Annotated in this window: 16 protein-coding genes; 8 read left to right on the forward strand and 8 right to left on the reverse strand. The window is 39.3% G+C overall.

The window, feature by feature from the left end; translation table 11 throughout:
* Position 1: 1 nt before the first annotated feature.
* Genes nrfD through DCO56_RS22655 form a run of 3 tightly spaced genes read right to left on the reverse strand, consistent with a single transcriptional unit; the run spans position 2 to position 5,830 of the window.
* A complete protein-coding gene (gene nrfD, locus DCO56_RS22645; protein WP_077437920.1) occupies positions 2-1,486 on the reverse strand; it encodes an NrfD/PsrC family molybdoenzyme membrane anchor subunit in 1,485 nt (494 codons plus the stop codon).
* Positions 1,487-1,515: 29 nt separating this feature from the next.
* Positions 1,516-4,530: a TAT-variant-translocated molybdopterin oxidoreductase gene (locus tag DCO56_RS22650; protein WP_108635998.1), complete on the reverse strand. Its 3,015-nt coding sequence runs from the start codon at positions 4,528-4,530 to the stop codon at positions 1,516-1,518.
* Positions 4,531-4,567: 37 nt separating this feature from the next.
* On the reverse strand, positions 4,568-5,830 hold the full coding sequence (locus tag DCO56_RS22655; protein ID WP_108635999.1) for a cytochrome c3 family protein: 1,263 nt from the start codon (positions 5,828-5,830) through the stop codon (positions 4,568-4,570).
* 431 nt (positions 5,831-6,261) lie between these two features.
* Here DCO56_RS22655 and DCO56_RS22660 point away from each other — a divergent pair, with 431 nt between their 5' ends.
* Positions 6,262-6,642 carry a methionine-R-sulfoxide reductase gene (locus DCO56_RS22660; protein WP_181390648.1) on the forward strand — a complete coding sequence of 127 codons (381 nt, stop codon included), beginning with the start codon at positions 6,262-6,264 and terminating at the stop codon, positions 6,640-6,642.
* Here DCO56_RS22660 and DCO56_RS22665 read toward each other — a convergent pair.
* On the reverse strand, positions 6,632-7,642 hold the full coding sequence (locus DCO56_RS22665; RefSeq protein WP_108636001.1) for a LacI family DNA-binding transcriptional regulator: 1,011 nt from the start codon (positions 7,640-7,642) through the stop codon (positions 6,632-6,634). The genes DCO56_RS22660 and DCO56_RS22665 overlap by 11 nt on opposite strands.
* A gap of 142 nt (positions 7,643-7,784) precedes the next feature.
* Between DCO56_RS22665 and DCO56_RS22670 the strand changes: the two genes are divergently transcribed.
* Together DCO56_RS22670 and DCO56_RS22675 are read left to right on the forward strand one after the other, a co-directional pair.
* On the forward strand, positions 7,785-10,067 hold the full coding sequence (locus DCO56_RS22670) for a GH92 family glycosyl hydrolase (RefSeq protein WP_108636002.1): 2,283 nt from the start codon (positions 7,785-7,787) through the stop codon (positions 10,065-10,067).
* 72 nt (positions 10,068-10,139) lie between these two features.
* A complete protein-coding gene (locus DCO56_RS22675; protein ID WP_108636003.1) occupies positions 10,140-10,466 on the forward strand; it encodes a DUF493 domain-containing protein in 327 nt (108 codons plus the stop codon).
* A gap of 38 nt (positions 10,467-10,504) precedes the next feature.
* Here DCO56_RS22675 and DCO56_RS22680 read toward each other — a convergent pair whose 3' ends face one another.
* From DCO56_RS22680 to DCO56_RS22700, 4 genes are all read right to left on the reverse strand, one after another.
* Positions 10,505-10,909, reverse strand: coding sequence for a hypothetical protein (locus DCO56_RS22680; protein WP_146191118.1), 405 nt, complete (start codon positions 10,907-10,909; stop codon positions 10,505-10,507).
* 144 nt (positions 10,910-11,053) lie between these two features.
* Positions 11,054-13,240, reverse strand: a complete 2,187-nt coding sequence (pnp, locus tag DCO56_RS22685; RefSeq protein ID WP_108636005.1) for a polyribonucleotide nucleotidyltransferase — start codon at positions 13,238-13,240, stop codon at positions 11,054-11,056.
* A gap of 758 nt (positions 13,241-13,998) precedes the next feature.
* Complete coding sequence (gene rpsO, locus DCO56_RS22695) at positions 13,999-14,277, reverse strand: 30S ribosomal protein S15 (RefSeq protein WP_108636007.1); 279 nt, start codon at positions 14,275-14,277, stop codon at positions 13,999-14,001.
* 101 nt (positions 14,278-14,378) lie between these two features.
* Entirely contained in the window at positions 14,379-15,590 is a 1,212-nt protein-coding gene (locus DCO56_RS22700) for an acyltransferase family protein (RefSeq protein ID WP_108636008.1), read from the reverse strand.
* A gap of 247 nt (positions 15,591-15,837) precedes the next feature.
* Between DCO56_RS22700 and DCO56_RS22705 the strand changes: the two genes are divergently transcribed.
* The 5 genes from DCO56_RS22705 (at position 15,838) to DCO56_RS22725 (ending at position 26,841) form a co-directional block, all read left to right on the forward strand.
* On the forward strand, positions 15,838-17,004 hold the full coding sequence (locus tag DCO56_RS22705) for an ROK family transcriptional regulator (protein WP_108636009.1): 1,167 nt from the start codon (positions 15,838-15,840) through the stop codon (positions 17,002-17,004).
* 25 nt (positions 17,005-17,029) lie between these two features.
* Positions 17,030-20,122 carry a SusC/RagA family TonB-linked outer membrane protein gene (locus DCO56_RS22710; RefSeq protein ID WP_108636010.1) on the forward strand — a complete coding sequence of 1,031 codons (3,093 nt, stop codon included), beginning with the start codon at positions 17,030-17,032 and terminating at the stop codon, positions 20,120-20,122.
* Between the two features lie 11 nt (positions 20,123-20,133).
* On the forward strand, positions 20,134-22,044 hold the full coding sequence (locus DCO56_RS22715) for a SusD/RagB family nutrient-binding outer membrane lipoprotein (RefSeq protein ID WP_108636011.1): 1,911 nt from the start codon (positions 20,134-20,136) through the stop codon (positions 22,042-22,044).
* A 403-nt stretch (positions 22,045-22,447) separates the two neighbouring features.
* Positions 22,448-23,569 carry an ROK family protein gene (locus tag DCO56_RS22720; protein WP_181390649.1) on the forward strand — a complete coding sequence of 374 codons (1,122 nt, stop codon included), beginning with the start codon at positions 22,448-22,450 and terminating at the stop codon, positions 23,567-23,569.
* Between the two features lie 23 nt (positions 23,570-23,592).
* Positions 23,593-26,841, forward strand: coding sequence for a SusC/RagA family TonB-linked outer membrane protein (locus DCO56_RS22725; RefSeq protein ID WP_108636013.1), 3,249 nt, complete (start codon positions 23,593-23,595; stop codon positions 26,839-26,841).
* Positions 26,842-26,848 lie beyond the last annotated feature (7 nt).

The following is a 26,848-nucleotide window of genomic DNA, read 5'->3' on the forward strand; positions in this document are numbered from 1 at the left end:
ATTATTTTCTAACTGATAATTCTTTAATCTCTTCTTCTGTCACTGAATCATATTTCTCCAATGATTCCTGGAAGTACTCCACTTGCTCTGCAGGGAATGCACCTTCCTGAGCCAATTTCGTTTTGTGTTGTAATGATGATGATTTCAACAACAACTTAACTTCGGCAATTGCTATACCCGGTAAGAAACGTAAGAACAACAAGAATAACGTAAAGAATAATCCAATTGAACCTACAAAGATACCTACGTCTGTCCAAGTTGGGTAGAACATTGCCCAAGATGAAGGCAAGTAATCACGGTGCAATGAAGTCACGATAATTACGAAACGCTCAAACCACATACCGATATTTACCACGATAGATAAGATCCATGAGATCGGAATACTTGTACGGATTTTTTTGAACCAGAATAACTGTGGAGAAATTACGTTACAAGTCATCATCGACCAGTATGCCCATGCGTATGGACCCAACATACGGTTCTCGAACGCATACATTTCGTATTCTGAACGAGAGTACATCGCGATAAACAACTCTGTTAAGTAAGCCACACCTACGATAGAACCAGTCGTCATGATGATGATATTCATCGACTCAATGTGGAACATCGTGATGTAGTTTTCAAAGTTCATTACTTTACGTAAGATCAACAATAAAGTCTGTACCATCGCAAAACCCGAGAAGATCGCACCTGCCACGAAATATGGCGGGAAGATCGTCGTATGCCATCCAGGGATAACCGAAGTTGCAAAGTCCATGGATACGATGGTGTGTACAGAAAGTACCAGTGGTGTTGAAATACCTGCCAAGATCAATGACACGATTTCAAAACGTTGCCAAGTCTTCACAGAACCATTCCAACCGAATGATAATACAGAATAAATCTTTTGTTTTAATCCAGTAGCACGGTCACGGATAGTCGCGATATCTGGCAACAAACCACAGTACCAAAATACCAAGGATACGGTGAAGTATGTTGAGATCGCAAACGCATCCCATACCAATGGAGAGTTGAAGTTTACCCAAAGCGATCCAAACTGATTTGGAAGTGGGAAAATCCAATAAGCCAACCAAGGACGACCCATGTGAGCGACAACGTAGGTAGCCGCACAGATTACCGCAAAGATCGTCATCGCCTCTGCGGAACGGTTGATTGAGTTACGCCAGTTCTGACGGAAAATTAATAATACAGCTGAAATCAACGTACCAGCGTGACCGATACCAACCCACCATACGAAGTCGGTGATATCCCAGGCCCAGCCTACAGTTTTATTCAGACCCCAAGCGCCGATACCTGTCCAAAAGGTATAACTAACGCTAACTACCCATAATAAAGCTCCTAATACAGCAACGGTAAAACCAATCCACCATGCTTTATTTGGTTTATTTTCAACCGGTAGTAAGATATCATCCGTAATTTTTGCATACGTGATGTCTTTACCGGTCATTAATGGTTCTCTTAATATTGATTCGTTATGCGATGACATAGTAATTTTATTTCAAATATTGTACAAGATTACGCCTCAAAAGTGTTTCTAACTTTTGTCATATAACCGATACCCGGTTGAACATTGATTTCCTCAAGTACGTAATAAACACGCTCATTGCGCAATGCTTTGGATACTTCTGATTCTGGATCGTTAGCGTCACCAAAGATGATTGCATTTGCCGAACATGCTTGTTGACAAGCCATTTGGATATCGCCATCTTTCACTTTACGATTTTCGATCTTAGCTTGCAATTTACCTGCTTGGATACGTTGGATACACATTGAACATTTTTCCATTACCCCACGTGAACGTGTTACCACATCTGGATTCAATACCAATTGTGTGAACTCATTGTTCAAGTAGTTGTCAAAACGCGAATCATTCCAGTATGCGAACCAGTTGAAACGACGTACTTTGAACGGACAGTTGTTTGCACAGTAACGTGTTCCGAAACAACGGTTGTAAGCCATATGGTTCAGACCTTCTGAAGAGTGTACTGTTGCCAATACCGGACAAACTGTTTCACAAGGTGCGTGACCACAGTGCTGACACAACATCGGTTGGTGAACAACAGTGATATCTTCGAAATCCAATTCAGCCGAAGCTTTCGCAATTTCTTTCTCTTTTGTAAGATCTTTTTCTTTGCCTTCGATTGTATAGTAACGGTCAATACGTAACCAATGCATCTCACGACGACGACGAACCTCATCACGACCTACAACAGGGATGTTATTCTCCACATTACAAGCTACGATACAAGCACCACAACCTGTACATGCGTTCAAGTCGATCGCCATCACCCATTTGTGACCCGGTTGCTCGTATTTGTTCCACAAATCATACGTTTTGTGATTATCTGTAAAGCGTCCCGCCTCAGAGTTAGGATCTTTCAAGTATTTCGCAAACGTAGTCTCACGAATCACGTTACGACCTTCGATCGTGTGGTGTGTTTGTGTTTGTGCCAATTGGTAAGTTCCAGAAGCTTTCGCTACAGTTGCTTTTGCAACACCTTGAACAGTACCGTTGATAATAGAAGCAAACGGGAATGCGTTTTTACCGACTTCATTACCTGCTTTACCAACTTTCGTGCGGCCATAACCTACAGCAACTGAAACAGTTCCTTGTGCTTGACCTGGTTGTTGTACAACAGGCAATTCCAATTCAACACCATTTGCTTTTACCGTTACTTTGCCATCTTCACCCAAGCCTAGTTTTTCAGCATCTTTAGGATTTAGGGCAGCGTAGTTGTCCCAAGTTACCTTAGATACTGGATCAGGCAATTCCTGTAAGTAAGCATTGTTTGCGTAACGACCATCGCGAAGAGCAGAAGGTTCGTAAAGTTTCAATTCAAACTCGCCAGTGATTGCTTTGCTCGAAGCTTCGATAGCAGAAGCCGCAGCAGCAGCATTTCCTGTAAAGGCAGGAGCAGTCGCAGCTTTAGCACCTTTATATTCAAAACCAGTTTGCAATACAGCATCCCAGTTTTTCGTAGAACCAGCTAAGATTTGTGTAGACCACAAGTTCTTAACGAAGTTGTACATATCTGTTGTGTTTCCTGCCCAAGTCAACAAGCTTTGCTCAACTTGACGTGTTTGGAAGACAGGATTGATTGTTGGTTGAACGATTGAGTACAAACCTTCCTTCGGATTTGCGTCACCCCAAGACTCTAAGAAAGTACTTGCAGGCGCGATCGCTGTCAATTCCGAAGCGGTCTCATCAGCACGTTGCGCGAATGATAAGGTAAAAGGAATTTGTTTCAATGCGGCTTTTACATCCTCTGCTTTGAAGTAGTCGTAAACAGGGTTGCTGTTCAAGAAGAACGCAGCACCTACCTGTCCACCCTTAGCAGCTGCCAAGAATGCTTGGAATGATGAATCAGAACCTTGATATTGTTTAGAGTAGTTATCTAAATCAATGATTGTACCGTAAGCGCCCAATGCAACGTTGATTGCATTGACCAATACCTGAACATTCACATCGTTTGAACCAGCAACAACAACAGCTGCGCCTTTGCTGTTCACCAATTCTTTTGCAGCTAATGCTACACCTTTTTGTGCTTTTTTGTTTGCAGTCGCGCCAGCCAGTGATTGACCAGTGATTGCATTATACAAAGCGATCAATGTAGCACCTTCTTCTGAAGGTTTGATAGCGATACGCGCATCCGCATTTGTACCCGTCATCGAAAGACCGGATTCAAATTGTACGTGACGTGACATTTTGCCATTTTTCAATGATTTATAGTCACGGTTTTTAGCGTATTGTTGTGTATGTTCTTCACCTGCCAACCAAGTTCCTAAGAAATCAGCGGCAACTGAAACAATGATATTTGCTTTATCAAAATTGTATGAAGGAACTACAGCTTTACCAAAAGAAGCTTTATTTGCTTCAATAATACCACTGTAAGACACAGCATCGTATTGTACGTGGTTAACTGTAGGAAATTTCGTTGCGAAAGCAGCGATAGCTGCCAAGGTTGAAGGACTGTTTACTGTATTCGAAACGATCGTAATTTGTTTACCAGAAGATGCGGCTGCAGTTAATGCTTTAACAACTTCCCCATCCAATTTAGACCACTCTACATCTTGACCTTTCAATTGTGCCTGTTTCAATTTAGACTCATCGTATAAATCCAATACAGAAGCAGCAGTAGTTGAATCCAAACCTTGGTTCAAACCAATTGCATTCGGGTTAGGCTCAACGTTAATCGGACGACCTTCACGCGTTTTAACCAAGATACTCTGACCATTGAATGTCGAAGCATAGTAGTTAGGTATACCTGGAGTTATTTCTTCAGGTTTAATCAAATAAGGAACTGCCTTATGCACAGGAGTACGGTTACAAGCCGCTAAAGAAACAGCACCCAAACCAAAACCTAATGCTTTCAAGAAGTCACGGCGAGGAGTTTTAGTACTCAAGCCAGCTTCGTTTAATACATCTTCTACAGGAATAGATTCGGCAAACTCACCCTTGCTTCCCTCAACGAAAGCAGGAGTTTGATTTAACTCTTCCAAACCTTTCCAATATTTTTTATTGCTATCCATTTAAGCTGTATATAAGATTGCGTATTTCAAATAATTATTAATAGTGACATTTACCACACTCAAGACCACCGATCATGGCTGCAGTCATTTTCTCACCTTTCTTAATTCTTTCGTGTGCCTTAATCAGATCTTCATAATATTTATTATCCGATTTGATATCTGTCTTTTTGTGACAGTCCACACACCATTTCATTGTCAATGGAGAGTATTGATATACTTCTTCCATATTTTGGATCGGTCCGTGACAAGTCTGACACTCTACTCCTGCTACCACAACGTGTTGTGAGTGATTGAAGTAAGCGAAATCAGGCAAGTTATGGATACGAACCCATTGAATTGGTTTTGGATTATTTCCATAAGTACGTGTCTCAGGATTCCAATCTAACGCACGGTAAATCTTCGCGATTTCTGGTGAGATCTCACCATCATAATGCTCAGACGCAGTGATTGTATTGTGACAGTTCATACATACGTTAGCCGATGGTATAGATGCATTTTTAGATTTAAATGCACCACCGTGACAGTATTGACACTCAATTTTATTTACACCAGCGTGGATTTGGTGTGAGAACTTAATAGGTTGAACAGGTTTGTAACCTTCGTGAACACCAACGTTCCACATCGTTTTCCAACCACCTACTGCCAACAGAGCAACAAGCATCAACACGGTGAATCCAACCAATTTTTTGTTTTTAACGAATGCTTTCGCAAACTTCACAAAACGTTGATTGTCTTCAGGTTCTTGTTGTGCTGCAATCGCTTCCTGATTCTTAGCAATAACATTTTCTAAGGTACGGATCACACGGTTCAACACCACGATCACAACAACCGCCAAAACAACAACCGCGATCAAGCCCAAAATCATGAACATAGACGCGTTATCATCTTTTGCTGCTGCGCCACTTGTAGCAGCATCTTTCGGTTTCTCTACTGAGGCATCTTTGATAAACGCGATTACCGATTTAATCTGATCATCAGATAAATCCGTAAAAGAAGTCATCACAGACTTGTTGTACTCTTCAAAGATTTTAACCGCTTCGGCATCACCAGAAGCAATTAGAGCTTGAGAGTTGCGAATCCATTTGATCAACCATTCTTCAGATTTTGTATCTGGAACTCCTTTCAACGCAGGACCAACTACTTTTCTGTCAATGGCGTGACAGGATGTACACTTAGATTTGAAGATTTTTTCACCTTCCTTGACATCTTGCGCATGCAACGTCGTAACGGCAAATAATAGCATCAAACTCGTTGACACCACCCTCGCAAGGCTTCCCAAAACGGATGAGATAGTTCTCATATTTAGCACTTTATACTATTTATTTGTGAATGTAAAAAATTAACTCCCATGGTTAAAGGAGCCACTACCCCCCTAACAATGCCACAAAAGTATGATTTATTAATAAATCGCTGACAATTTTGTGACCTTTAATATCAATTTATAATCATTCTAAACAATTGCCTTTAAACCACCGTGAAATCACTATTATAGTAAAAAGTAGCTCTTTCGCTACAACTTTTCATTACGTCGTTTAATCAAATATAAGACATTACTATGACAATTTAAAATAGCTGAATATCAAGCCCATTCAAGCTCATAAAAAACATTATTTCATATTAATTCCGTAACTTTATAAGCATAAAAATGCGCGGATATCGCGAAAGTATCATCTTGCTCCTAATAGCTTATTGCTCTCTAAGAGCGTGATACACATTAAACACACTACGAAGATGGAAACGAATAAAAAACACAACCCGTTAAGCAAAGAAGAGGAATATGTGATTCTGCATAAAGGGACGGAGCGTCCTTTTACGGGAGCACTTTTGGACAATAAAGTGAAGGGAACCTATATTTGTCGACGTTGCGACAGTCCACTGTACCGTTCGGAGTCAAAATTCGAGTCTGGCTGTGGATGGCCGAGCTTTGACGACGAAATACCCGGTGCAGTCACCCGGATTGCGGATGCAGATGGCCGTAGGACAGAAATCCTCTGCAGCGCATGTGGAGGACATTTGGGCCATGTTTTTCTTGGGGAGGGCTTCACGGCAAAAAATACGCGCCATTGTGTCAACTCCATTTCAATGAAATTCGTCGCGGATACTACACGTTAACCTTTGCTTTAGTCGACTCACGAATTTTCAATTCACAAGGCAACACCATCTTACGTGTTGCTTTTATTTTTCCCTGCAGCCGAAGTAAAAGTATATTGATCAGATTTTCCGCGATCTCCTTGATCGGCTGAGAGACAACGGTGATCGAAGGTTCCAGTAATTTAAAAACAGTATGATCATCGAAGGCAATCATCGCAGGCATAGCAAAACTATATTTCTTTGAAGCTTTCAACCCTGAAATTGCCAGATAATTGGTTGAAAATAGCACAGCATCCAAACGGTTCTCACAGATAAAGTCTTTCAGGGAGTCCATTGCCTCCTCATCCGATGCATCCATTTGAACTTTCTGTATAAAACTTTGCTGTTTGTTATTATCCATGGCCTTCAGGTAGCCATCTGAGCGTTCTTTCATCTGCGTCTGGTCGGAATATAAGGACACAAAGCCAATACGTTTATAACCTTGCTGACACAGATGGTTGGTGGCATCAAAGGCCCCCTGAAAGTTGTCCGCCCCGACATAATCTGTTTCCAGGTTCGGAAAGTAGCGGTCAAAGAGTACAACAGGGATATTACTTTGCTGCAATTGCTTAACAGTATCTTCCAAGCCATCTGACGGGGTAATTATAAAGCCATCGACCTGACGGTCGTAAAACATCTGAATTAACTCCCTCGCCTTGTCTACATCGTTATTTGTGCTACAATAGATAATGCGGTATCCCTGCTCGTAGACCTTGCTTTCGATCAGACGGGCGATATTTCCAAAAAATGGATTCGAGATATCTTCGATAATCAGCCCCAAAATCTTGGTTTTTCCAGTACGCAAGCTTTTCGCCAACTCATTCGGCTTATATCCTACTTTCTTAACATAATCCAATACGCGCTTGGTCAGCGCTTCACTGATACGCTTCTCTTTCGCCTTGTCATTCAAAATAAAGGAGACTGTAGTTACAGAAATTCCCAACGCCTTTGCGATATCACTGATTAGAATACGTTTCTTCATGTAGAGTAGGTTTGTTAAGTTTTATTTCGAAGATTACTAAAGTAAAAAATTTAACGACAATTTACTAAAATAATAATAAAATTGCGCTAAAAGGTTTTATTTACTAATTTTAGGCAGTTTCAAATACCCGAATACAACACCTATGACAGGAAATAAGCTTATCACGACAGTGTTGGGCACGCTAATCTTACCATTTTGCGTTCAAGCTCAACAAAATTTAACACAATATGTCAATCCCTTTATTGGCTCAGCGGACCATGGACACGTCTTTGTCGGAGCCAATGTACCTTTAGGTGCAGTACAACTTGGACCAACCCAAATACCACAGGTTTGGGATAAATTCAATGGTTGGGATTGGTGCAGCGGATACAATTACAAAAGTCAGGAAATATTAGGTTTTACACATACGCATTTGAGTGGAACAGGTATTGGCGATCTAAATGATCTGATGATTGTTCCGGCGAATGGCAAACTGCAATTAACGCCAGCAGAATTCAACAAGATGAATACAGGTTATGGTTCATCCTTCAAAAAAGAAAATGAAGTTGCTAAACCCGGATTCTACAGTGCCTATCTGGATGACTATAAAGTTCAGGCCAATCTCACAGCAACGGAACGCGTCGGTTATCACCAATATCGTTACGAAAAAACAGATAATGCCCATATCTTGGTTGACCTGGGTTATCATATCAACTGGGATAAACCGACAGATACCTATATCAAACAGATCAATGATTCGACATTCGTTGGTTACCGCTTTTCCACCGGCTGGGCAACTGATCAAAAACTATACTTTGCCATAAAAACTTCGCAACCGATTCAAAAGGTTAGATTTTTTGATGGCAAAGACGAAAAATTTGGTCAGACCACGTTCAAGGGACAAGCAATTAAAGCGGCACTTTTTTTCGATGCCGCAAAAAATAAAAACATTGAACTGAAAGTTGGTATTTCACCCGTCAGCTCCAGCAATGCGCTAAATAATATTAATGCCGAGATTTCGGGCTGGAATTTTGAAAAAGTAAAACAGGAGGCAGATCTACGCTGGAACAAAACCTTAAACAAAATTCAGTTTGAAGCAGATAAGGATACTAAAACGATCTTTTACACAGCGCTATACCATACTTACTTCGCGCCTACGATTTTCAACGATGCAAACGGCGATTATATGGGTACCGATAAACAAGTCTACGAAAAGCAGGATTTTGTCAATCACACCGTATTCTCCTTATGGGATACCTATCGCGGACTTCATCCTTTAATGACTATCCTTGAGGACCGTAAGATCAATCAGGATTTTATCAAAACAATGCTTGCCATCTATCAACAGCAGGGGAAATTACCGATGTGGCATCTGCAGGGTAACGAAACCAACACTATGGTTGGCCTGCCAGCCATTCCGGTGATCGCCGATGCCTTCTTAAAAGGAATCATTGACGAGAAAGATTATCCTTTGGTATGGGAAGCTGTTAAGACCACAGCAATGGGCAATGATCACGGCCTAAAATACGCACGTAACCTGACCTATATCCCTATTGACAGCATGCCGAATGAATCGGTAGCCTGGGCACTGGAATATGCTATCGCTGATTTTGGTGCTTATAAAATAGCAGAGAAACTTGGTAAAACAGAAGATGCCGCCTATTTCAAAAAACGCTATAAGCTTTACGAACAATATTTTGACAAAGAAGTTGGCCACTTTGTCGGCAAAAAAGTTAATGGCGACTTCCGCCGTCCCTTTGATCCACTAATGGCCAAGCACCGTGAAAACGATTACTGTGAAGGCAATGCATGGCAATATACCTGGCTGGTACCACAAGATGTGACAGGATTGATCAATCTTTTTGGTGGTGAACAACAATTTTTGAAGAAACTGGATTACTTCACAACTATGTCCTCGGATTTGGGTGGCGAAGCCTCACCAGATATCTCGGGACTGATCGGGCAATACGCGCAAGGCAACGAGCCCAATCACCATATCCCTTATTTGTATGCGTATGCAGGACAACCATGGAAAGGTGCAGCGTTAGCGCGTAAAGCGATGACCGATTTCTATACAAATACACCGGCAGGACTCTGTGGTAACGATGACGTCGGTCAGATGAGCGCCTGGTATGTCTTCTCCGCAATGGGATTCTATCCGCTGAATGCGATGAGCGGTGTTTATGTATTTGGCTCGCCGATGATGGAACACGCCAACATCAATTTGCCAAATGGTAAAACCCTAGCAATAACGGTGAAAAACCAAGGCAAAGCAAACCCGTACATCAAATCCATCAAATTGGATGGAAAACCTTACAGCAAGACTTTTATCACACACGCGCAATTGCTACAGGGAGGTCAGATGGAGATTGAGATGAGCGCCACGCCGAATAAGAACTTTGGAAAAAATAAAGCAGACAGGCCATCAAGTATTGACAATAATTAACTGAAAAATTGTCAGCATAACATTAGTGGATTAATATTTGTTAATACCTATATAAATTAAGGAGAACAAAAAATGGCAGATTACAAAAACATCAACATACAAGACATCCCTGATGGAGGCGAGAATCCTAAAGACTTCTATGAAACTTTTAAAGAAAGATTAGAGGACTTGGAAACCTTTCCAAAAGACTACACGTACAAATTTATCTTACCAAAAGATCAGGATCATTTCAATCAGATTCAAAGTGTATTTGATGATACGGATGCACGTTTTGACTTCAAGGATTCCAAAACAGGCAAATACACCTCGATCACGGTCAGCCTGAATGTAAAAGATGCAGATCAGGTCATTTACTTCTACAAAGAAGTTGCCAAGATAAAAGGCGTTATTATGCTATAATAAACAAAACAGGCTGTCGAAATGACAGCCTGTTTTGTTTATTGTTCAAGAAGTTCCTGCTTGACCAAATCGCCTTGAACAAGCAGCTCTTCCATCTTGACCTGATCAAACAATTCTTTCGGAACTTTGAGTTTCAAAAGATAGCATATCGGGCGCCCCGATTGAATCCCCGGACTCCATTTTTTTTGCATTTTTAGAAAATCAAGTAGAACCAGATCTTTAGCACCATTTCCCCTGTCCATTAGTGATCCGTTTTTTGTGACGAGTACCTCAAATATATGGTCAGCATGTATCGCTTTGTCCAATCGGCCGTCCCGCTTAGCTTCTTTTAGATAATTTAGCCAATGGATCTTAAAGTTATTCATTCCCTCTTTCGGTACAAGAAAAATATCCACGGCCTTATAGATATGGCTTGTATCAGTATTTTTTGATACTTGGGCCACAACCGGCCGATATAATACCGATAAAAATAGAAAACAATATATTCGGACCATAATTAATAGTATAGTACCAAGTTAATCAAATTTAGCGCACAAAAAAAAGCCCGCTACATAGCGGGCTTTTATATATTAAGTTAAAGAACAAGCTTATTCCTGTCCGGCACCGGCTACTGGAGCTTCGCCATTTGGCTTATCTTGTTTTGGTTTATCTTCTTTTGGAGGACGAGGCAATAAAGCTTTACGGGAAAGTTTCATTTTACCTTGTTTGTCAATATCCAATAATTTAACCGTTACTTTATCACCTTCTTTGAAGATGCCATCCATTGTTTCAAGACGTTTCCAGTCAATTTCAGAGATGTGCAACAAACCATCTTTACCTGGCATAATTTCAACGAATGCACCAAATGGCATAATTGATTTTACTTTACCTTCGTAAGTTTCACCAATTTCAGGTTTAGAAGCAATCGCTTTGATACGACCTACAGCATCGTCAATTGCAGCTTTATTATCCGCAAATACCTGTACGACACCTTTATTATCAACCTCTTCGATAGAAATCGTTGCACCGGTCTCACGTTGCATTTCTTGAATAATCTTACCACCAGGGCCGATTACAGCACCGATAAATTCTTTATCGATCAACAATTGAACGATACGAGGCGCATGTGGTTTGTAATCTTCACGTGGAGCAGAAATGGTTTTCTTCATTTCACCTAAGATATGTAAACGCGCTTCTTTCGCTTGGTCCAAAGCTTGTGTCAACACTTCCCATTTCAAACCATTGATTTTTAAGTCCATTTGACAAGCAACGATACCTTTCTCCGTACCAGTTACCTTAAAGTCCATATCACCTAAGTGATCTTCGTCCCCTAAGATATCCGATAAAATTGCATATTTACCAGTTTTCTCATCGGAGATTAATCCCATTGCGATACCCGATACAGGAGCTTTCAATTTCACACCAGCATCCAAAAGGGCCAATGTGCCGGCACATACAGTCGCCATTGAGGACGAACCATTGGATTCCAAAATATCGGAAACCACACGGATTGTATATGGATTTTCGTTATCTGCAGGAAGTACCTGTTTCAATGAACGCATCGCCAGGTTACCGTGACCAACTTCACGACGACCAGGACCTCTGTTTGGTCTTACTTCACCTGTAGAAAACGCAGGGAAGTTATAGTGAAGGATAAATTTGTTATAACCGTTGATAAAAGCACCATCGATCATTTGCTCATCGTCTTTAGCACCTAAAGTAACCGAAGTCAATGACTGTGTTTCACCACGTGTAAATACGGCAGAACCGTGTGCAGCAGGCAGATAATCCACTTCAGACCAGATCGGGCGTACTGTACGTACGTCACGGCCATCTAAACGCATGCCTTCATCCAAAACTAGATTACGGACAGCATCATACTGAACATCGTGGAAATATTTTTTGAATAAGAATGCGGTATCATCATCCAATTCTTCTGGCATTGTCGCTCTGTATTCTTCCGCAATTTTTGCAAAGTTCTCAGAACGGTCATGTTTCGCTGAAGCTGATTTCGCAATTGCATATACTTTATCATAAGTAGCTGCGAAAATGGAAGCTCTCAATTCAAGGTTTTCAGGTTCGTGATTATACTCACGTTTCACTGTTTTACCGACCAAATTAGCCAATTCTACTTGTGCTGCAACTTGTTTTTTGATAGCCTCATGTGCAAAAGCGATCGCTTCAACCATTTCAGCTTCTGAAATTTCTTTTGCTTCACCTTCCACCATACCAATATCCTGAGCCGAACCAGCAACGATAAATTCTAAAGTCGCATTTTCAAGTTCAGATAATTTCGGATTGATGACCAATTGACCGTCGATTTTCGCTACGCGAACTTCTGAGATAGGCCCATTAAAAGGAATATCAGAAACCGCAATTGCAGCGGATGCTGCCAGACCTGCTAACGCATCAGGCATAATATCTTTATCCGCCGAAATCAAGCTGATGGCAACTTGTGTGTCTGCGTGATAGTTTTCAGGGAATAATGGACGTAGTGCACGGTCTACCAAACGGGAAATTAATACTTCATAGTCTGATAATCTAGCCTCACGACGTAGGAAGCCACCCGGAATACGGCCAGTAGCCGCATATTTCTCTTGATAATCTACCGAAAGCGGTAAAAAATCAACACCAGATTTAGCTTCTTTGGCAGAAACGACAGTTGCAAGCAACATCGTATCACCTTGTTTTAATACCACAGCACCATCAGCCTGTTTTGCCAATTTTCCTGTAGACAATTCGATCTGGGTGCCATTACCCATATCGATGGTTGTTTTAATTTCGTTGTAATTCATTTAATCTTATTTTTGACACGCTTTTCATCTTGTTGGCAGCGGGCCTATATTTTAAATACGTTAGATTTCAGCACAAAGGTAAATTAAAATATTAAGATTAATGCAATTAACATCAGGCTAAATAATCAAATACTAACACTTCGCTACATTTGTTTTCGAACCCATCCAATTTGCATATCGCTTACCTCCCGCCTGCGATTGCAGGTTTACTCGAATAGGTATTGAAACGTTGATCTTATAGGGGAATTTGCTTATCGTCTTTATTTATACCATTAATAGATTATGAACCTTGCAATTTTCAAGGGACGTTGTTGTAAATAGCTTATGACCAAGTTCGCCCCACGGCCGCCCTGTTCCCGACTTGTAAAAAACATGCAGGCACAGTGAAAGCACCTTAGAAGGTGGACTCAACGTGGACTCACTGTGCACTTAATCTGCTTACAGGTCGAACTTGGTAATAACCAGGTATTAACTTGCTCCCTATTAAAGCACTCCGCCAGCCGAAGGCCGACACTAGACATCCCCAAGAAACCAGTTTACCGCTTTTCAACTTTAATTTTCTTTCATTACCATCTAATAGCTTCATTGCAGCTCTATCGTGTTTATCCTCAAGAAAGAAGCTTATCATCCCTTTCTCTTCATGCAGCAGCATACCTGCCTGGCGGCACTGTACACTTCTTACCTGCCGATTTGATAACAGATAGCAAAAAAGCCATCCAAAATTGGATGGCTTTCTTAAAAAACCTTTGTACAAAAGCTTATTTGATGATATCACGTAGACCTAGACCTTTGATGATCGCACGGTAACGGTTAATATCTTTTTTGTAAAGATAAGCCAATAATGAACGACGTTTACCTACCAACATTTGTAGGGCACGTTGTGTACCGAAATCTTTTCTGTTCTTTTTCAAATGCTCAGTTAAGTGAGCGATTCTCTTCGTGAATAAAGCAACTTGACCTTCTGTAGATCCAGTGTTAGTAGCTGATCCAGCAAATTCTGCGAAGATCTCAGCTTTGTACTCTTTACTTAAATACATCTCTTGAATAATATTAAAGCGTTAAAAAATTTATTAATTGCGTGCAAAGGTAGCGTTTTTTTTGAGACGAACAAATTATGCTCATAACTTCTTCACTTCCATTACACTTTGACATATATTTTCTTCTTGTCCAGCCAGTAGCAAATCACCCACATGAGTGTCAAAAAGCACAGCGAATAGACGAAAGAACCAACTTCTGGAATTCCAGGGACTTTGGCGCAAACATATTTATAAAACCAGGCAAAAGCGTCGGTATATTTCTGTGTTCCGTCATCCTTCAATCCATCGGGGATCCGGAATAAACCGAGAAAACGGGGCAGGATTCCGCTCAACACAAAAATAAATAACGGATTTTTGCCGAATACATCAAAAAATTGAGTGAGTTTGTTTTTGACACCCTGCACCTCGATAAACCAAATCATACCACCAATTGTCATTGTCGCCAGTCCTGTTGTATAGAGCACATAGGAACTCGTCCAGATTTTTTTATTGATCGGGAAGCCGAGCGCCCAGATCCAGGCCAGAACTAAAAGGATAAAACCAGTAACAAACATCCCGGCCAACAACTTAAAATGAGGTTCGTTTGAGGCAGGCACTTTAGACCATAACCAGTCCACCTGACCCTGTTTTTTTATGAATACACCGACCAGATAACCAAACACAACCTGTACGATCGCCGGTAGGGTACTCATCAATCCCTCCGGGTCGAACGGAACACCTTCGCCTTTATAAATATGCGGCAGACCTAGTATCGCAATATCGTGCTTGGTACCAAACCACCCTTCTAAACTATAAGGATCAGCTCCCCCTGCCAGTGCACAGACAGCCCAATACAGCAATAAGATACCAGTGGAAATCCAAATAATGGCCTTCTCTTTAAAATAATACGCTAATATAGATGCAAAACAATAAGCGATCGCAATACGTTGCAATACACCAAGGATACGAATGCCCCGGCTTGGATCATTGGGATCTACCCATTGTTTAAAAACCAGTTCCGCTCCTTCCCATTTTATAAAAGGCCACCAGTTAATAAAAAGTCCGATTGCAAAAATTAAGACCGTACGTTTAAGCACCTTCTTCCAGAAAACCGCGGGGCCAGCTTCCTGCAATCGAGGAATCACAAAGGACATGGCATTTCCTACTGCGAATAGAAAAAACGGAAAAACCAAGTCCGTCGGAGAACAGCCATGCCAGGCTGCATGTTTCAGCGGCGCGAACATATGCGCCCAAGTCCCCGGATTATTAACCATAATCATCAGTGCCACAGTAGCCCCACGAAACACATCCAAGGAATAATAACGTTGTTTCATCATAAATTAAGTGATTAGCTAGTAAATATAGGTATTAACGAATTCATTTTTATGCATAATATTTATAATAATGGCACAAACAGGAATAAAGCGAGTCGAATTGTTACAAATACCAAAACATTCGCCTTAATATTTTGATGAAACAGACACTTTTTAAAATATTTTAAAAAGTATTTTGAACTTACATTTTTTTTAACATATCTTTAACAAAAGTTTAACCAGCTTTTATGAAGCATTTCAAATACCAATGGAAAAAGAAATACTAAAAAACCTCTATTTTGATACAGCCCTCTCTATAGCAGAGTTGGTAAAAAAGCTTTCGAAAAGTACACCTTCTATTACAAAGGTTATCAATCGTCTATTGGAGGAAAAGATTATCATTGAATGTGGATTTGCCGAATCTACTGGCGGAAGACGCCCTATACAATTTGCACTTAATCCTTCTTTAGATTTCTATATTTTAACTATTTCCGCTGACCAGTATTTTTCTACATTTTCATTAACGGATTTAGGCCAAAATACAATTGTTGAGCATAGAGATGTTCCATTGGAATTACAATTAGCGAATTCATTCGATTTACTTCTATCGGAAATCGAAAGAATCTTAACCTCCTCTGCCATAGCCCTTGATAGGCTTATTGGGATTGGTCTCAGCATGCCCGGTTTTGTGAATTCGGAACTTGGTGTCAACGAGTCATACCCCGTCACTCACCCACTCTATAAGATCAAAAGCAAAATAGAGAAAAAGTACAAAATCGCTACAGTAATCGAAAACGATTCGCGTTGCATAGCGCTTGCGGAAAAGGAATTTGGCTTGGCAAAAAATATTGAGCATTCTTTGATCATCAATCTAAACTGGGGTGTTGGACTCGGAATTATCATCAATGGCATCGTATTCAAAGGAGAATCGGGATTTGCTGGAGAATTTAGTCATATTCCACTTTCTGATAACAATACGCTGTGCTCTTGTGGCAAACGAGGTTGTTTAGAGGTGGAGGCCTCGCTAAATGCAGCTATCAAAAACACAGAAAACGATATCGCAAAAAATGAATATTCAATCTATAGTACCTTTGTTAACAGCAATTTAAACAAAATTGACGCTTTAATTGAAGCATCTAATGTGGGAGATCAAATTGCCATAAACAATCTTGGAAAGATAGGTTATATGCTGGGCAAGGGAATCTCAACGCTGATTCACATCTTAAATCCCAAACAAATTATAGTCAGTGGAAGAGGTGCCGAATTAGGCCGCATATTGAATCCGCAGATTCAGATCGCAATCAACGAGTTTTGCATACCTGAAATCGCAAAGACCACACAAATTCAGATGTCTAAATTAAACAAACATGCTCAAGTAAAGGGTACTGCTGCTATCGTCGCAGAAAACCATATCGACAGGATCCTAACTAAATAATTATTAACAAATTAAACACTAAACAATGAGTCTATTCTACAAAAAAACAGCTGGATTAGCGTTGTGCACACTCTTCAGTGCTACTTCGCTTTTTGCACAGCAAGGCATTTCTGGAACAGTTTCAGATGCCAAGGGACCATTATCGGGAGCTACGATCTCTGTAAAAGGGGCAACTCGAGCAACCCAATCAGGAGCAGATGGAAAATTTAACATTCAAGCTGCCCAAGGTGAGACCATACGTATCTCTTTGGTGGGTTATAAGCCGCAAGAAATTGTGGTTGGCACAACTAAAACGATTAATGTTGCATTAACAAATGACGAATCTACTTTAGGTGAAGTTGTGGTGACTGCAATGGGAATAAAAAGAGAAAAGAAAACATTGGGTTATTCTTTTCAAGATGTCAAAGGGGATCAATTAGTTGATGCAAAAGAAAATAATATTGCCAATGGATTAGCAGGAAAAGTTTCTGGTCTTCAGGTAATTAAAGGATCCGCTGGTCCGGCGTCATCCACAAAAATAACGCTGAGAGGAAATAATTCGTTGACAGGAGATAACCAACCTCTCATTATAGTTGATGGTGTGCCATTAAATAATTTCCTTGGTGCTACTAATGGTATTGGACAGACAAATAATGACATGTGGAACCCTGGAACTGATATGGGAGGGGGATTAGGAGATATCAATCCAGAGGACATTGAGAGTATGTCTGTACTTAAGGGAGGAGCAGCCTCAGCACTCTACGGCTCACGAGCAGGTAATGGTGCTATTATTATCACAACAAAGTCTGGAAAAGCTCAAAAGGGCGCAGGTATATCTTACTCCTCTACACTAGGATTGGAGACCTTATTTATGACTCCAAGACTTCAAAGTACCTATGGACAAGGGAAAGACGGTGTCGGTAACCCTACAAGCACAGAAAATTGGGGTGAAAGACTAAGTGGCCAGGCTTATGACAACATTGGTAATTTTTTCAAAACAGGTGTCAATCACACACAAAATCTAACTTTCCAACAACAATTTAATAAAACCAATATTTATACTTCGGCTACCTATTTAAACGATCAAAGTAAAATCCCTGGATCTTCCCTAGAACGTCTCAACTTAATGACCAAAGTTAATACATCGTTTGGTCCTGATGACCGTTGGACAACGGACGTAAAAGTACAATACATGAATACCAATGCAAAAAACAGACCAACTTCAGGAGATAATACATCGAATATGTATAGTACTTTGTTTACGATGCCGCGTTCAATAAATATCTTAGATTTCAAGAACCCTGTAGATGCACAAGGCAATATGAATTGGTATGGAACAACAAATTCTATTAATCCTTATTGGCTTGCAAAGTATAAATTAAACCAAGACATTCGTGATCGTTTCTTAATGAATGGAAGCATTCAATACAAGTTTAATAATTGGTTAAATGCCGAAGCAAGATTAGGAAGAGATCAATATACAACGAACTATGAAAATAAAACATACGCTGGAAGCCCAATAAGCACAACAGGACAATATGGTCTAGGTAAAAACACGTTTTTTGAGAACAACTTTACATTGGCTTTAAATGCTAAAAAAGATAATTTAGCTGGCAAATGGGGCGGCGCATTATCATTATTTGGGCAAATAATGAAACAAAAATCAACGGGATTAGATGCAAATGCCGGCAATTTGGAAGTTCCGAATCTATTTTATATCCAAAACAGCATTTCAAATCCAGTTGTAAACCAATCGTTAGCGACTAAACAGATCAACTCCCTATATGCCAGCGGAGAAATAAACTACGATAATTATTGGTTTATTAATTTTACTGGTAGAAATGATTGGTCTTCTACATTAGGAACTAACAACAGGTCATTTTTTTACCCATCCGTCAGTACTTCATTAGTCATTTCGGACATGGTCACCAAAAATGGAGGACAGCTACCTTCTTGGCTAAGTTTTGCTAAAATAAGGGGATCCTATGCGCAAGTAGGTAACGATTTGAGTTCATTCCAACTATACAATGTATTTAATATTGGAAAAGATCCAAATGGCAACACCACTGCGGGGATGCCTAAAGTTAAATTTAATCCAAATATTTTAAGTGAATTGATTAAAACACTGGAATTTGGTTTTGATGCTCGATTCTTTCAAAGTAGAATGGGGATTGATTTCGCTTGGTACAAAAACAACGCGACCAACCAGATTATTGATATCCCTGCTGATCCTTTTAGCGGTTATGAATTTGAAAAAATCAATGCTGGAAACATTCAAAACTCAGGTATAGAAGTTGTTTTAGACGGTCGTATATTTGACAATAGAGAGGGATTCAGTTGGACATCGAGTGTTAACTTTTCCAATAATAGAAATAAAATTATTGATCTAAGTGCAGCAAGTGATATTTACCCATTAGGATCCTATGATAATGTTGCTATCCGAGCTGTAAAAGGAAGTTTATACGGCGACATTTACGGCACAAAATTTCTTCGTGTTGAGGATGCCAACAGCGAATACAATGGTCAGCTAATTTTGAATGGCAATGGTCTACCACAATCCAATGGTCAAATGGTCAAATTAGGAAACCAAGCACCAAAGGCACTAGTAGGATGGACAAACAGCTTCGCCTATAAAAACTTTGGTTTGAGTTTTTTAATTGATGGAAGATTTGGCGGCGAGTTCTATTCGGGAACAAACCTGAACTTACAAGTAAATGGTAGTGCTGCAGTGACCGCTCCTAATGGACAACGTGATAAGCTTTTGGTCGACGGCGTTGTTGCTTCAGGAAATGGCTATGCAAAAAATACAGTGGAAACAACTCAGCAGTTATACTGGAATCAAGTGGGTACGACTTCTGGAAACTTCGGTATCGGCGAAGCTAACGTATATGACGCAACCAATATTAGACTAAGAAACCTAAGCTTAAGTTACAATTTCCCGAGCACAATACTCAAAAATAGTATTATACAACGTGCAAAAATTAGCGTGACAGCAAATAATGTCTGGATGATAAAAAGCCATGCAAATGGGGTTGATCCAGAATCTGTTTTTGCAATTAATTCAAATGCGACAGGTTTTGAAAATTTCTCTACACCAACTTCAAGATCATTTTTCTTTAACGTAACATTAGGATTTTAAACAATAAAAAAATGAAAAATTTCAAATCAAAAATAGGAATAGCCATATTATTTGGATCTATCACATTTTCTTCTTGTTCAAAATTTGAAGAAATGAATATTGACCCGCTAAAGGCCAATGAAACACAAGTAAAAATTGAGTACTTTTTTAACAATTCACTAACTGGAGCTCAGCAAGATCCCAATATCGCAGAACGGATATTTGTTTTAGACTGGAAAACAGCAGGAAGACAGCACATGACCAACGGCCTTGCATTAGGAACAGTGAATGACGATTGGTCGAAAGAATATTATCGATATTCTGCCGAATGGATTAAAAATGCAAGTAAAGGAATTCAAATAGCCAATGATGAAATTAAAGCTGGATCTGCAAAAGATTATACCAACAATATCCTTCAAATATCAAGAATATGGAGAGCTTATCTTATCAGCGAACTAAGTGATAACTTTGGCCCAGTGCCAATTGATTATGCCGAAGGGGTAAATCCAGATTACAAACCTGTTAAAGATGTCTATTATTACATTCTTGAGGAATTGAAAGATGCGATTTCAAAAATTGATCCGAATGTAAAAATACCTGAAGATGTTTTAAAATTCGACAGAGCATATGGATTTAAATACGATAGCTGGATCAAATATGCGAACTCTATGCGTATGCGATTAGCGATGCGTATGTCAGAAGTAGACGCTGCTAAAGCAAAAGCTGAATTTGAAGCTGCTGCTGCAACAAATAAATATATTGCAAGTCCTGCGGATAATTTTACAGTAGCAGAAAAAACAGGCTGGGATCCTTTGTCTGGAGTAATGAGCAGAGAATGGAATTCCCAAGCACTTTCCGCTACTTTAAACAATCTTTATATTGGTTTAGGCGGAATAAAATCTGATCAATTAGTTGGTACAGACTTAAAATCTTCTATTAAAGATGAGAATTATATTGGAAAACGCTATGCTAATCATTTCACCACACAGACAAATGATCCTTCAGCGGGATATTGGTTGGATGGGCTTCCCAATAAAATTGACCCGCGTGCATATAAAGCATTTTATATTCCCGGAGATTTAAGTAATTCCAATTACTCTTTGTATCCATCCTGGACCGATGATGCGAAAACACAGGAAGAAGTTTTAGTAAGCGGATCTAATCAAATAAAGGTTAATACAAAATATACATGGAATGCTTTTTCTTTAGGAGATTGGGGGGCCAAAGGAACAAATAATAGACTCCGTTCAACTTTAGTAGGAAAAGTTCCGGCATTAAGCCAACAATTTAGAGCAAGCACAAGTAGCAGAATCTTCTTTGCTAGTTGGGAATCCTACTTCCTCTTAGCGGAAGCTGCTGTAAGAGGATGGTCTACAGGTACAACTGCTAAACAAGCGTATGAAAATGGCATAAAAGCTAGTTTCGATTATTGGGGTGTAGGTGCATATGCAGGCGATTACTTAAATTCGGAAAATTATAATCGTGTAGGGACTTCGGTAAAATTCACACATACAACTGAACCAGGGGATACCCACAATATGAATTACATTGATGGATATACAAATACACCAGGAACTGTTAGCATCAAATATCCTGTTAACACATTATATAAAAATGGTGCGGTACGGAATGATTTGCTAACGAAAATTATCACACAAAAATTTATTGCCAATTTACCATGGTTACCATTAGAATCTTGGAACGACCAAAGAAGACTGGGGTTACCATTTTTTGAAAATCCGGCAATTGAAAATGCATTACCTAACTTGCCAGATCTGAATGCAAGTAATATGATGACAAGTAATATCAAATTCTTCCCACAACGATTAAACTATCCTTCTTCTTTCAGAGAAGCTTCTCCTGATAAATATCAACAGGCTGTTTCTCTTCTTGGAGGTACTGATAAAGTTTTAACACCATTATGGTGGGCAAAACAAAAATAGTCCCTATTTTATTTATTAACTGAAGACCGGCTTTAAAAGCCGGTTTTTTTATTTAATGTCAAATAAAAGAATTACATCTGTTACAATTACATTTAATAATCAATCAAAAGAAGGGGTCAATTCACTTAAAAATAAAGAATCTGTTAAATTCTTTTTAAAAAATTTAAAAAGAATTTGGAACTTAAAATAAACTATATATATCTTTATTTTTAATAAAACTAGGAACAACACAAAACTCCTCTGCGTTAACCTGAATTGACAGATCAGAAGAGTGTAAGTTCGCTACCTATGATATTAAATAGATAATATCATACATAAAAAATATTAGAACCCAATAATTACGCATAATGAAGTTTAACTAGATATGGTCGTCGAGATTTTAAGAAATTTGTACTATCGGCCAATGCAACCGATTGCAGACATCGCAAGTTCACTCTCTAAAAGTATTCCGTCTGTGACAAAACAGATTAATGAACTCCTCTCAAAAAGCATTATTGTTGAAAATGGTTATGCGCCTTCAACAGGTGGAAGAAAAGCCATTCAATACATGCTTAACGAAAATCTTCAACACACTATCATTAGCGTATCTATTGATCAGTTCTACACATCAATTGCCTTATCCAATCTTCAGACAGGTGTACTATTTTCCCAAGACAATATGCTGATTGACCTAAGGGATCCAGATGCAGCACACAGGATTATGGAAGCAATTGATCAGTTTATCTCTAGCAATTCCATTGGATTGCAATATGTCATTGGAATTGGAATAAGTATGCCCGGTTTCGTAAATGCCGATTCCGGTTTAAACGAATCTTATAGTAGCCAATCACCTTTATATAATATCAAAGAAAAGGTTGAACTCAAATTCAACAAACCGGCTGTAATTGATAACGATTCACGTTGTGTCGCTTGGGCGGAAAAAAAATTTGGTGAAGCCCAGGATTCTTCCCATTCCCTTGTTATTAATCTCAATTGGGGTGTTGGATTAGGTATACTTATTAACGACAATATTTTCAAAGGTACATCTGGATTTGCTGGAGAATTTAGTCACATCCCACTTTCGGATGCGCAGACCTTATGCTCCTGCGGAAAAAGAGGCTGCTTAGAAGTTGAGGCTTCATTAAGTGCTGCAATCCAAAATATTGAAAAAGACATAAAGAATGGGGAATATTCAATTTATGACAAACTTGCAAAAGAGCACACTAATAAAGTCGAAGCAATGGTAGAAGCGGCAAAGATAGGTGACCAAGTTGCAATAAATAACATTGGAAAAATCGGCTATTTATTAGGGAAAGGAATTTCTACACTAATCCATATACTTAATCCCAATAAGATTATCATTAGTGGACAAGGTGCGGAAATCGGAGATATTCTTGCTCCTCATATTCAAGTAGCTGTTAATGAATATTGTATTCCAAAGATTGCAAAAAAGACAACTCTTGAGATTTCAAAACTACAAAATGCTCAGCAACTAGGCACAACAGCCCTCGTGATCGAAAAATTTATAAACAGTATAATTAACTAATATTTTACACAAACACCTAAAACATGAGTCTATTTTACAAAAAAACTGCAGGATTGGCGTTATGTACACTATTTAGTGCGACATCACTCTACGCGCAGCAAAGCATTACTGGAATAGTTTCAGATGCTAAGGGACCAGTCTCTGGCGCGACTGTTTCTGTAAAAGGAACAACTAGGGGCACACAAACAGGCACCAATGGATCTTTTACAATTCAAGCCTCACAAGGGGAGACCTTACGTATATCTATTGTTGGATATAAATCCCAAGAGATTGTAGTCGGTACGAGCAAGTCCGTAAAGGTAACGTTAACTGAAGATGCTTCCGCTTTAGAAGAAGTTGTAGTAACGGCCATGGGCATAAAAAGGGAAGCTAAAGCCCTTGGATACGCCTCATCTACAATAAGTTCAAAAGAACTAACTCAAGCAGGTACGACAAACATCGGTTCTGCCCTTTATGGAAAAGCGCCAGGCGTACAAATTAATTCAGCTCCAGGAGGAGCTTCCAGTGCAGTTAACATTCAAATCCGCGGTATTAATTCGCTAAGTAACAACAGACAACCTTTATATGTTGTTGATGGTGTAATGATTAGAAACGATCAACAAGCGGGTTCAAAAGGTCTAAACAACACCGGCGGTATAACCGATCCTGGAGGTCAGGCGATATGGTCAGATAACAGAATACGTGGAAATGGTATGTTAGATTTAAACCCCAATGATATCGAGTCCATGACAATATTAAAAGGTGCCAGTGCCACAGCACTGTACGGATCCGATGCTGCAAGTGGTGTAATAGTAATTACAACAAAAAAGGGGGCGAAAGGAAAAGGACTTGGAATAGACTTTAATTACACTGGATCAATAGAAACAGCTGCTTTCCTTCCAAGACTGCAATACGAGTATGGACCTGGTTATGATGCTGCGACCAACTTACAATCAGGAGCAACTGAAGAAGGTTGGATGACAAATTCACTTTTTCCAGGAGATAGACTCTTAAATTACAATGCATGGGGGCAGTTTGGGCCAAAATATGATGGACAAGATGTCCGTTGGTGGGACGGTTCGTTAAGAAAATATTCAGCTAATAAAGGAAATTATGGTGATATTTTTGACACCGGACACAATAGCAACTTTAATCTAAGTATATCAAATCAAACTGAAAAGATAAACTATAGGTTATCCGCTTCCAATATGGATTATAAGGCAATTGTACCAGGAAGTAAAATGAATAAAAGCACCTTTAATTTAAACAGTTCCATCAAGCTGGCCGACCGTTTGGATCTGGACGTAGTTGCTTCTTATATCAGTACAATCACCAAAAATAGACCTGGTTTAATGGGAGACGTTTTGGGATCATATGCTGGTTTTTTTAGTGGAGCCGAGGATGTCGAGAAAATGAAAAATCAACTCTACCAAACCTCTGACGGCTACCGCTACAACCCTTTTGGTTCAAATCGACCTGAAGCATTTCCTGTTAATTATAGAGCAGTCAATCTCCTAAACTATTTTTGGCAACAAAAGAGAAACAGTTATGAAGAGAAAGAAAACCGTTTTTTGGGAAGTGCTACATTAAATTGGGGTATATTGGACAAACTAAAGTTTAGAGGCCGCTTAGGAACAGATTTTACAGGGCTAAACATTGAAAATAAAGAGCACAATGAATATGCTGTTCAATATAATGCAACCAACAGCACTGGTAAATTTGAGGTGTCTAAAGGAATATATAAAATTATTTATGGGGACGCATTATTAACTTATGCAGATAAACTATCAGATGATCTTGATTTTAGTTTAAGCGGAGGCTTTCAATCCCGCATGGAAAACTATGATGATCAAATGTCAAGAACTGAAGGCGGCTTAGTTTCAGCTAATTGGTTTAGCTTAAACAATACGTTTGGACAAGCAGTAACTACACACGTTAGAAAAGAACTGATTAAATATGCTTACTTTGGCCTATTGAACCTTTCCTATAAAAACTACTTATTCTTGGAAGGTACAGGCCGTAAGGAGTATTCGTCAACATTGCCAGCTCAAAACAATCCATATCATTATGGTTCCGTAAATACGAGTTTTGTATTCTCTGATGCATTTAAATTACCTGATTTCTTTAGCTATGGAAAGCTAAGAGCATCTTATGGTGTCGTTGGTAATGATGCTCCAATTTACGCGTCAAATATTGCCTACAAACAATCGTCATTAATTACTGTAAATGGTCCGGTACCTGCTCTAAATCTAAATTCTAGCTATGGTAACTTAAACTTGAAGCCTGAAAAGAAAACTGAAAAGGAAATCGGATTGGATTTAAAATTCCTGAAAAATAGATTAGGTCTAGATGTAAGCTATTATTCAAATTTTATAGATGATCAAATTATGCCGTTGTCTACAGCATACACGACAGCAGCTACAACTCAAATACTCAATGTGGGAAAAATCTCTAACAGAGGTTGGGAAGTATCATTGAGCGGAACACCAATAAAAAATGAAGAATTTTCTTGGAATGCTAGGCTAAATTTCTCAACTAACAAATCCAAACTTGACGCTCTAATTTCAGGAGTACCAAAATTAGTTTTTTATGACGCCGATCAAAGTTCCATCCGCATGGAGGCAAGACCTGGAGAGACCTTGGGAAATATATACGTATTCCCTCGCGCGACAAATGAAAAAGGAGAATTTTTAATCTCCGACGAAGGTAATTATGTTATTGACAAATCAACATATGTCAAAGCAGGTAATATTATGCCTAAAGCAATAGGTGGATTATCAAATACGTTTAACTACAAGAACTTTAGCTTAGACTTTACTGCTGACTACAGATTTGGTGGACAAATGATTTCCACTCCACATAAGTATGCTTACGGAGCTGGTAGACTAGAAAGCACATTGGAATACCGTGAATCGGGAATTACTTTAGACGGAGTTAATCAAAACACCGGTGCTAAAAATGATGTCCATCTTTCTGGAGCTGAATACTATATTAATAATTTCTATTGGGGAAACAATGCTTGGAATGAAAAAGCCGCTGTCTTAGATAACAATTTCATTAAACTGAGAGAAGTTGTTATTGGATATAGTCTACCTGAATCATTTACACAAAAATTAAAGTTGAATAGTTTACGTGTTTCTTTGATAGGGAGAAATCTCTTCTACTTCTATCGTTCGATTAAAGATATTGATCCGGAGGCACCTGTTGGCAACTACTGGTACTCACAGGGTATCGATATTGGTTCTAACGCAGCAACAAGAAGTTTTGGTTTCTCTCTTAATGCTAAATTTTAATACATAA

Origin of the sequence: Sphingobacterium athyrii, from assembly GCF_003071065.1 — a bacterium.
GTDB lineage: Bacteria > Bacteroidota > Bacteroidia > Sphingobacteriales > Sphingobacteriaceae > Sphingobacterium > Sphingobacterium athyrii.

Coding starts and splice junctions, on each gene's coding strand:
- nrfD (WP_077437920.1), bottom strand. CDS start 1,486: ATGTCATCGCATAACGAATCAATATTAAGAGAACCATTAATGACCGGT.
- DCO56_RS22650 (WP_108635998.1), bottom strand. CDS start 4,530: ATGGATAGCAATAAAAAATATTGGAAAGGTTTGGAAGAGTTAAATCAA.
- DCO56_RS22655 (WP_108635999.1), bottom strand. CDS start 5,830: ATGAGAACTATCTCATCCGTTTTGGGAAGCCTTGCGAGGGTGGTGTCA.
- DCO56_RS22660 (WP_181390648.1), top strand. CDS start 6,262: ATGGAAACGAATAAAAAACACAACCCGTTAAGCAAAGAAGAGGAATAT.
- DCO56_RS22665 (WP_108636001.1), bottom strand. CDS start 7,642: ATGAAGAAACGTATTCTAATCAGTGATATCGCAAAGGCGTTGGGAATT.
- DCO56_RS22670 (WP_108636002.1), top strand. CDS start 7,785: ATGACAGGAAATAAGCTTATCACGACAGTGTTGGGCACGCTAATCTTA.
- DCO56_RS22675 (WP_108636003.1), top strand. CDS start 10,140: ATGGCAGATTACAAAAACATCAACATACAAGACATCCCTGATGGAGGC.
- pnp (WP_108636005.1), bottom strand. CDS start 13,240: ATGAATTACAACGAAATTAAAACAACCATCGATATGGGTAATGGCACC.
- rpsO (WP_108636007.1), bottom strand. CDS start 14,277: ATGTATTTAAGTAAAGAGTACAAAGCTGAGATCTTCGCAGAATTTGCT.
- DCO56_RS22700 (WP_108636008.1), bottom strand. CDS start 15,590: ATGAAACAACGTTATTATTCCTTGGATGTGTTTCGTGGGGCTACTGTG.
- DCO56_RS22705 (WP_108636009.1), top strand. CDS start 15,838: ATGGAAAAAGAAATACTAAAAAACCTCTATTTTGATACAGCCCTCTCT.
- DCO56_RS22710 (WP_108636010.1), top strand. CDS start 17,030: ATGAGTCTATTCTACAAAAAAACAGCTGGATTAGCGTTGTGCACACTC.
- DCO56_RS22715 (WP_108636011.1), top strand. CDS start 20,134: ATGAAAAATTTCAAATCAAAAATAGGAATAGCCATATTATTTGGATCT.
- DCO56_RS22720 (WP_181390649.1), top strand. CDS start 22,448: ATGCAACCGATTGCAGACATCGCAAGTTCACTCTCTAAAAGTATTCCG.
- DCO56_RS22725 (WP_108636013.1), top strand. CDS start 23,593: ATGAGTCTATTTTACAAAAAAACTGCAGGATTGGCGTTATGTACACTA.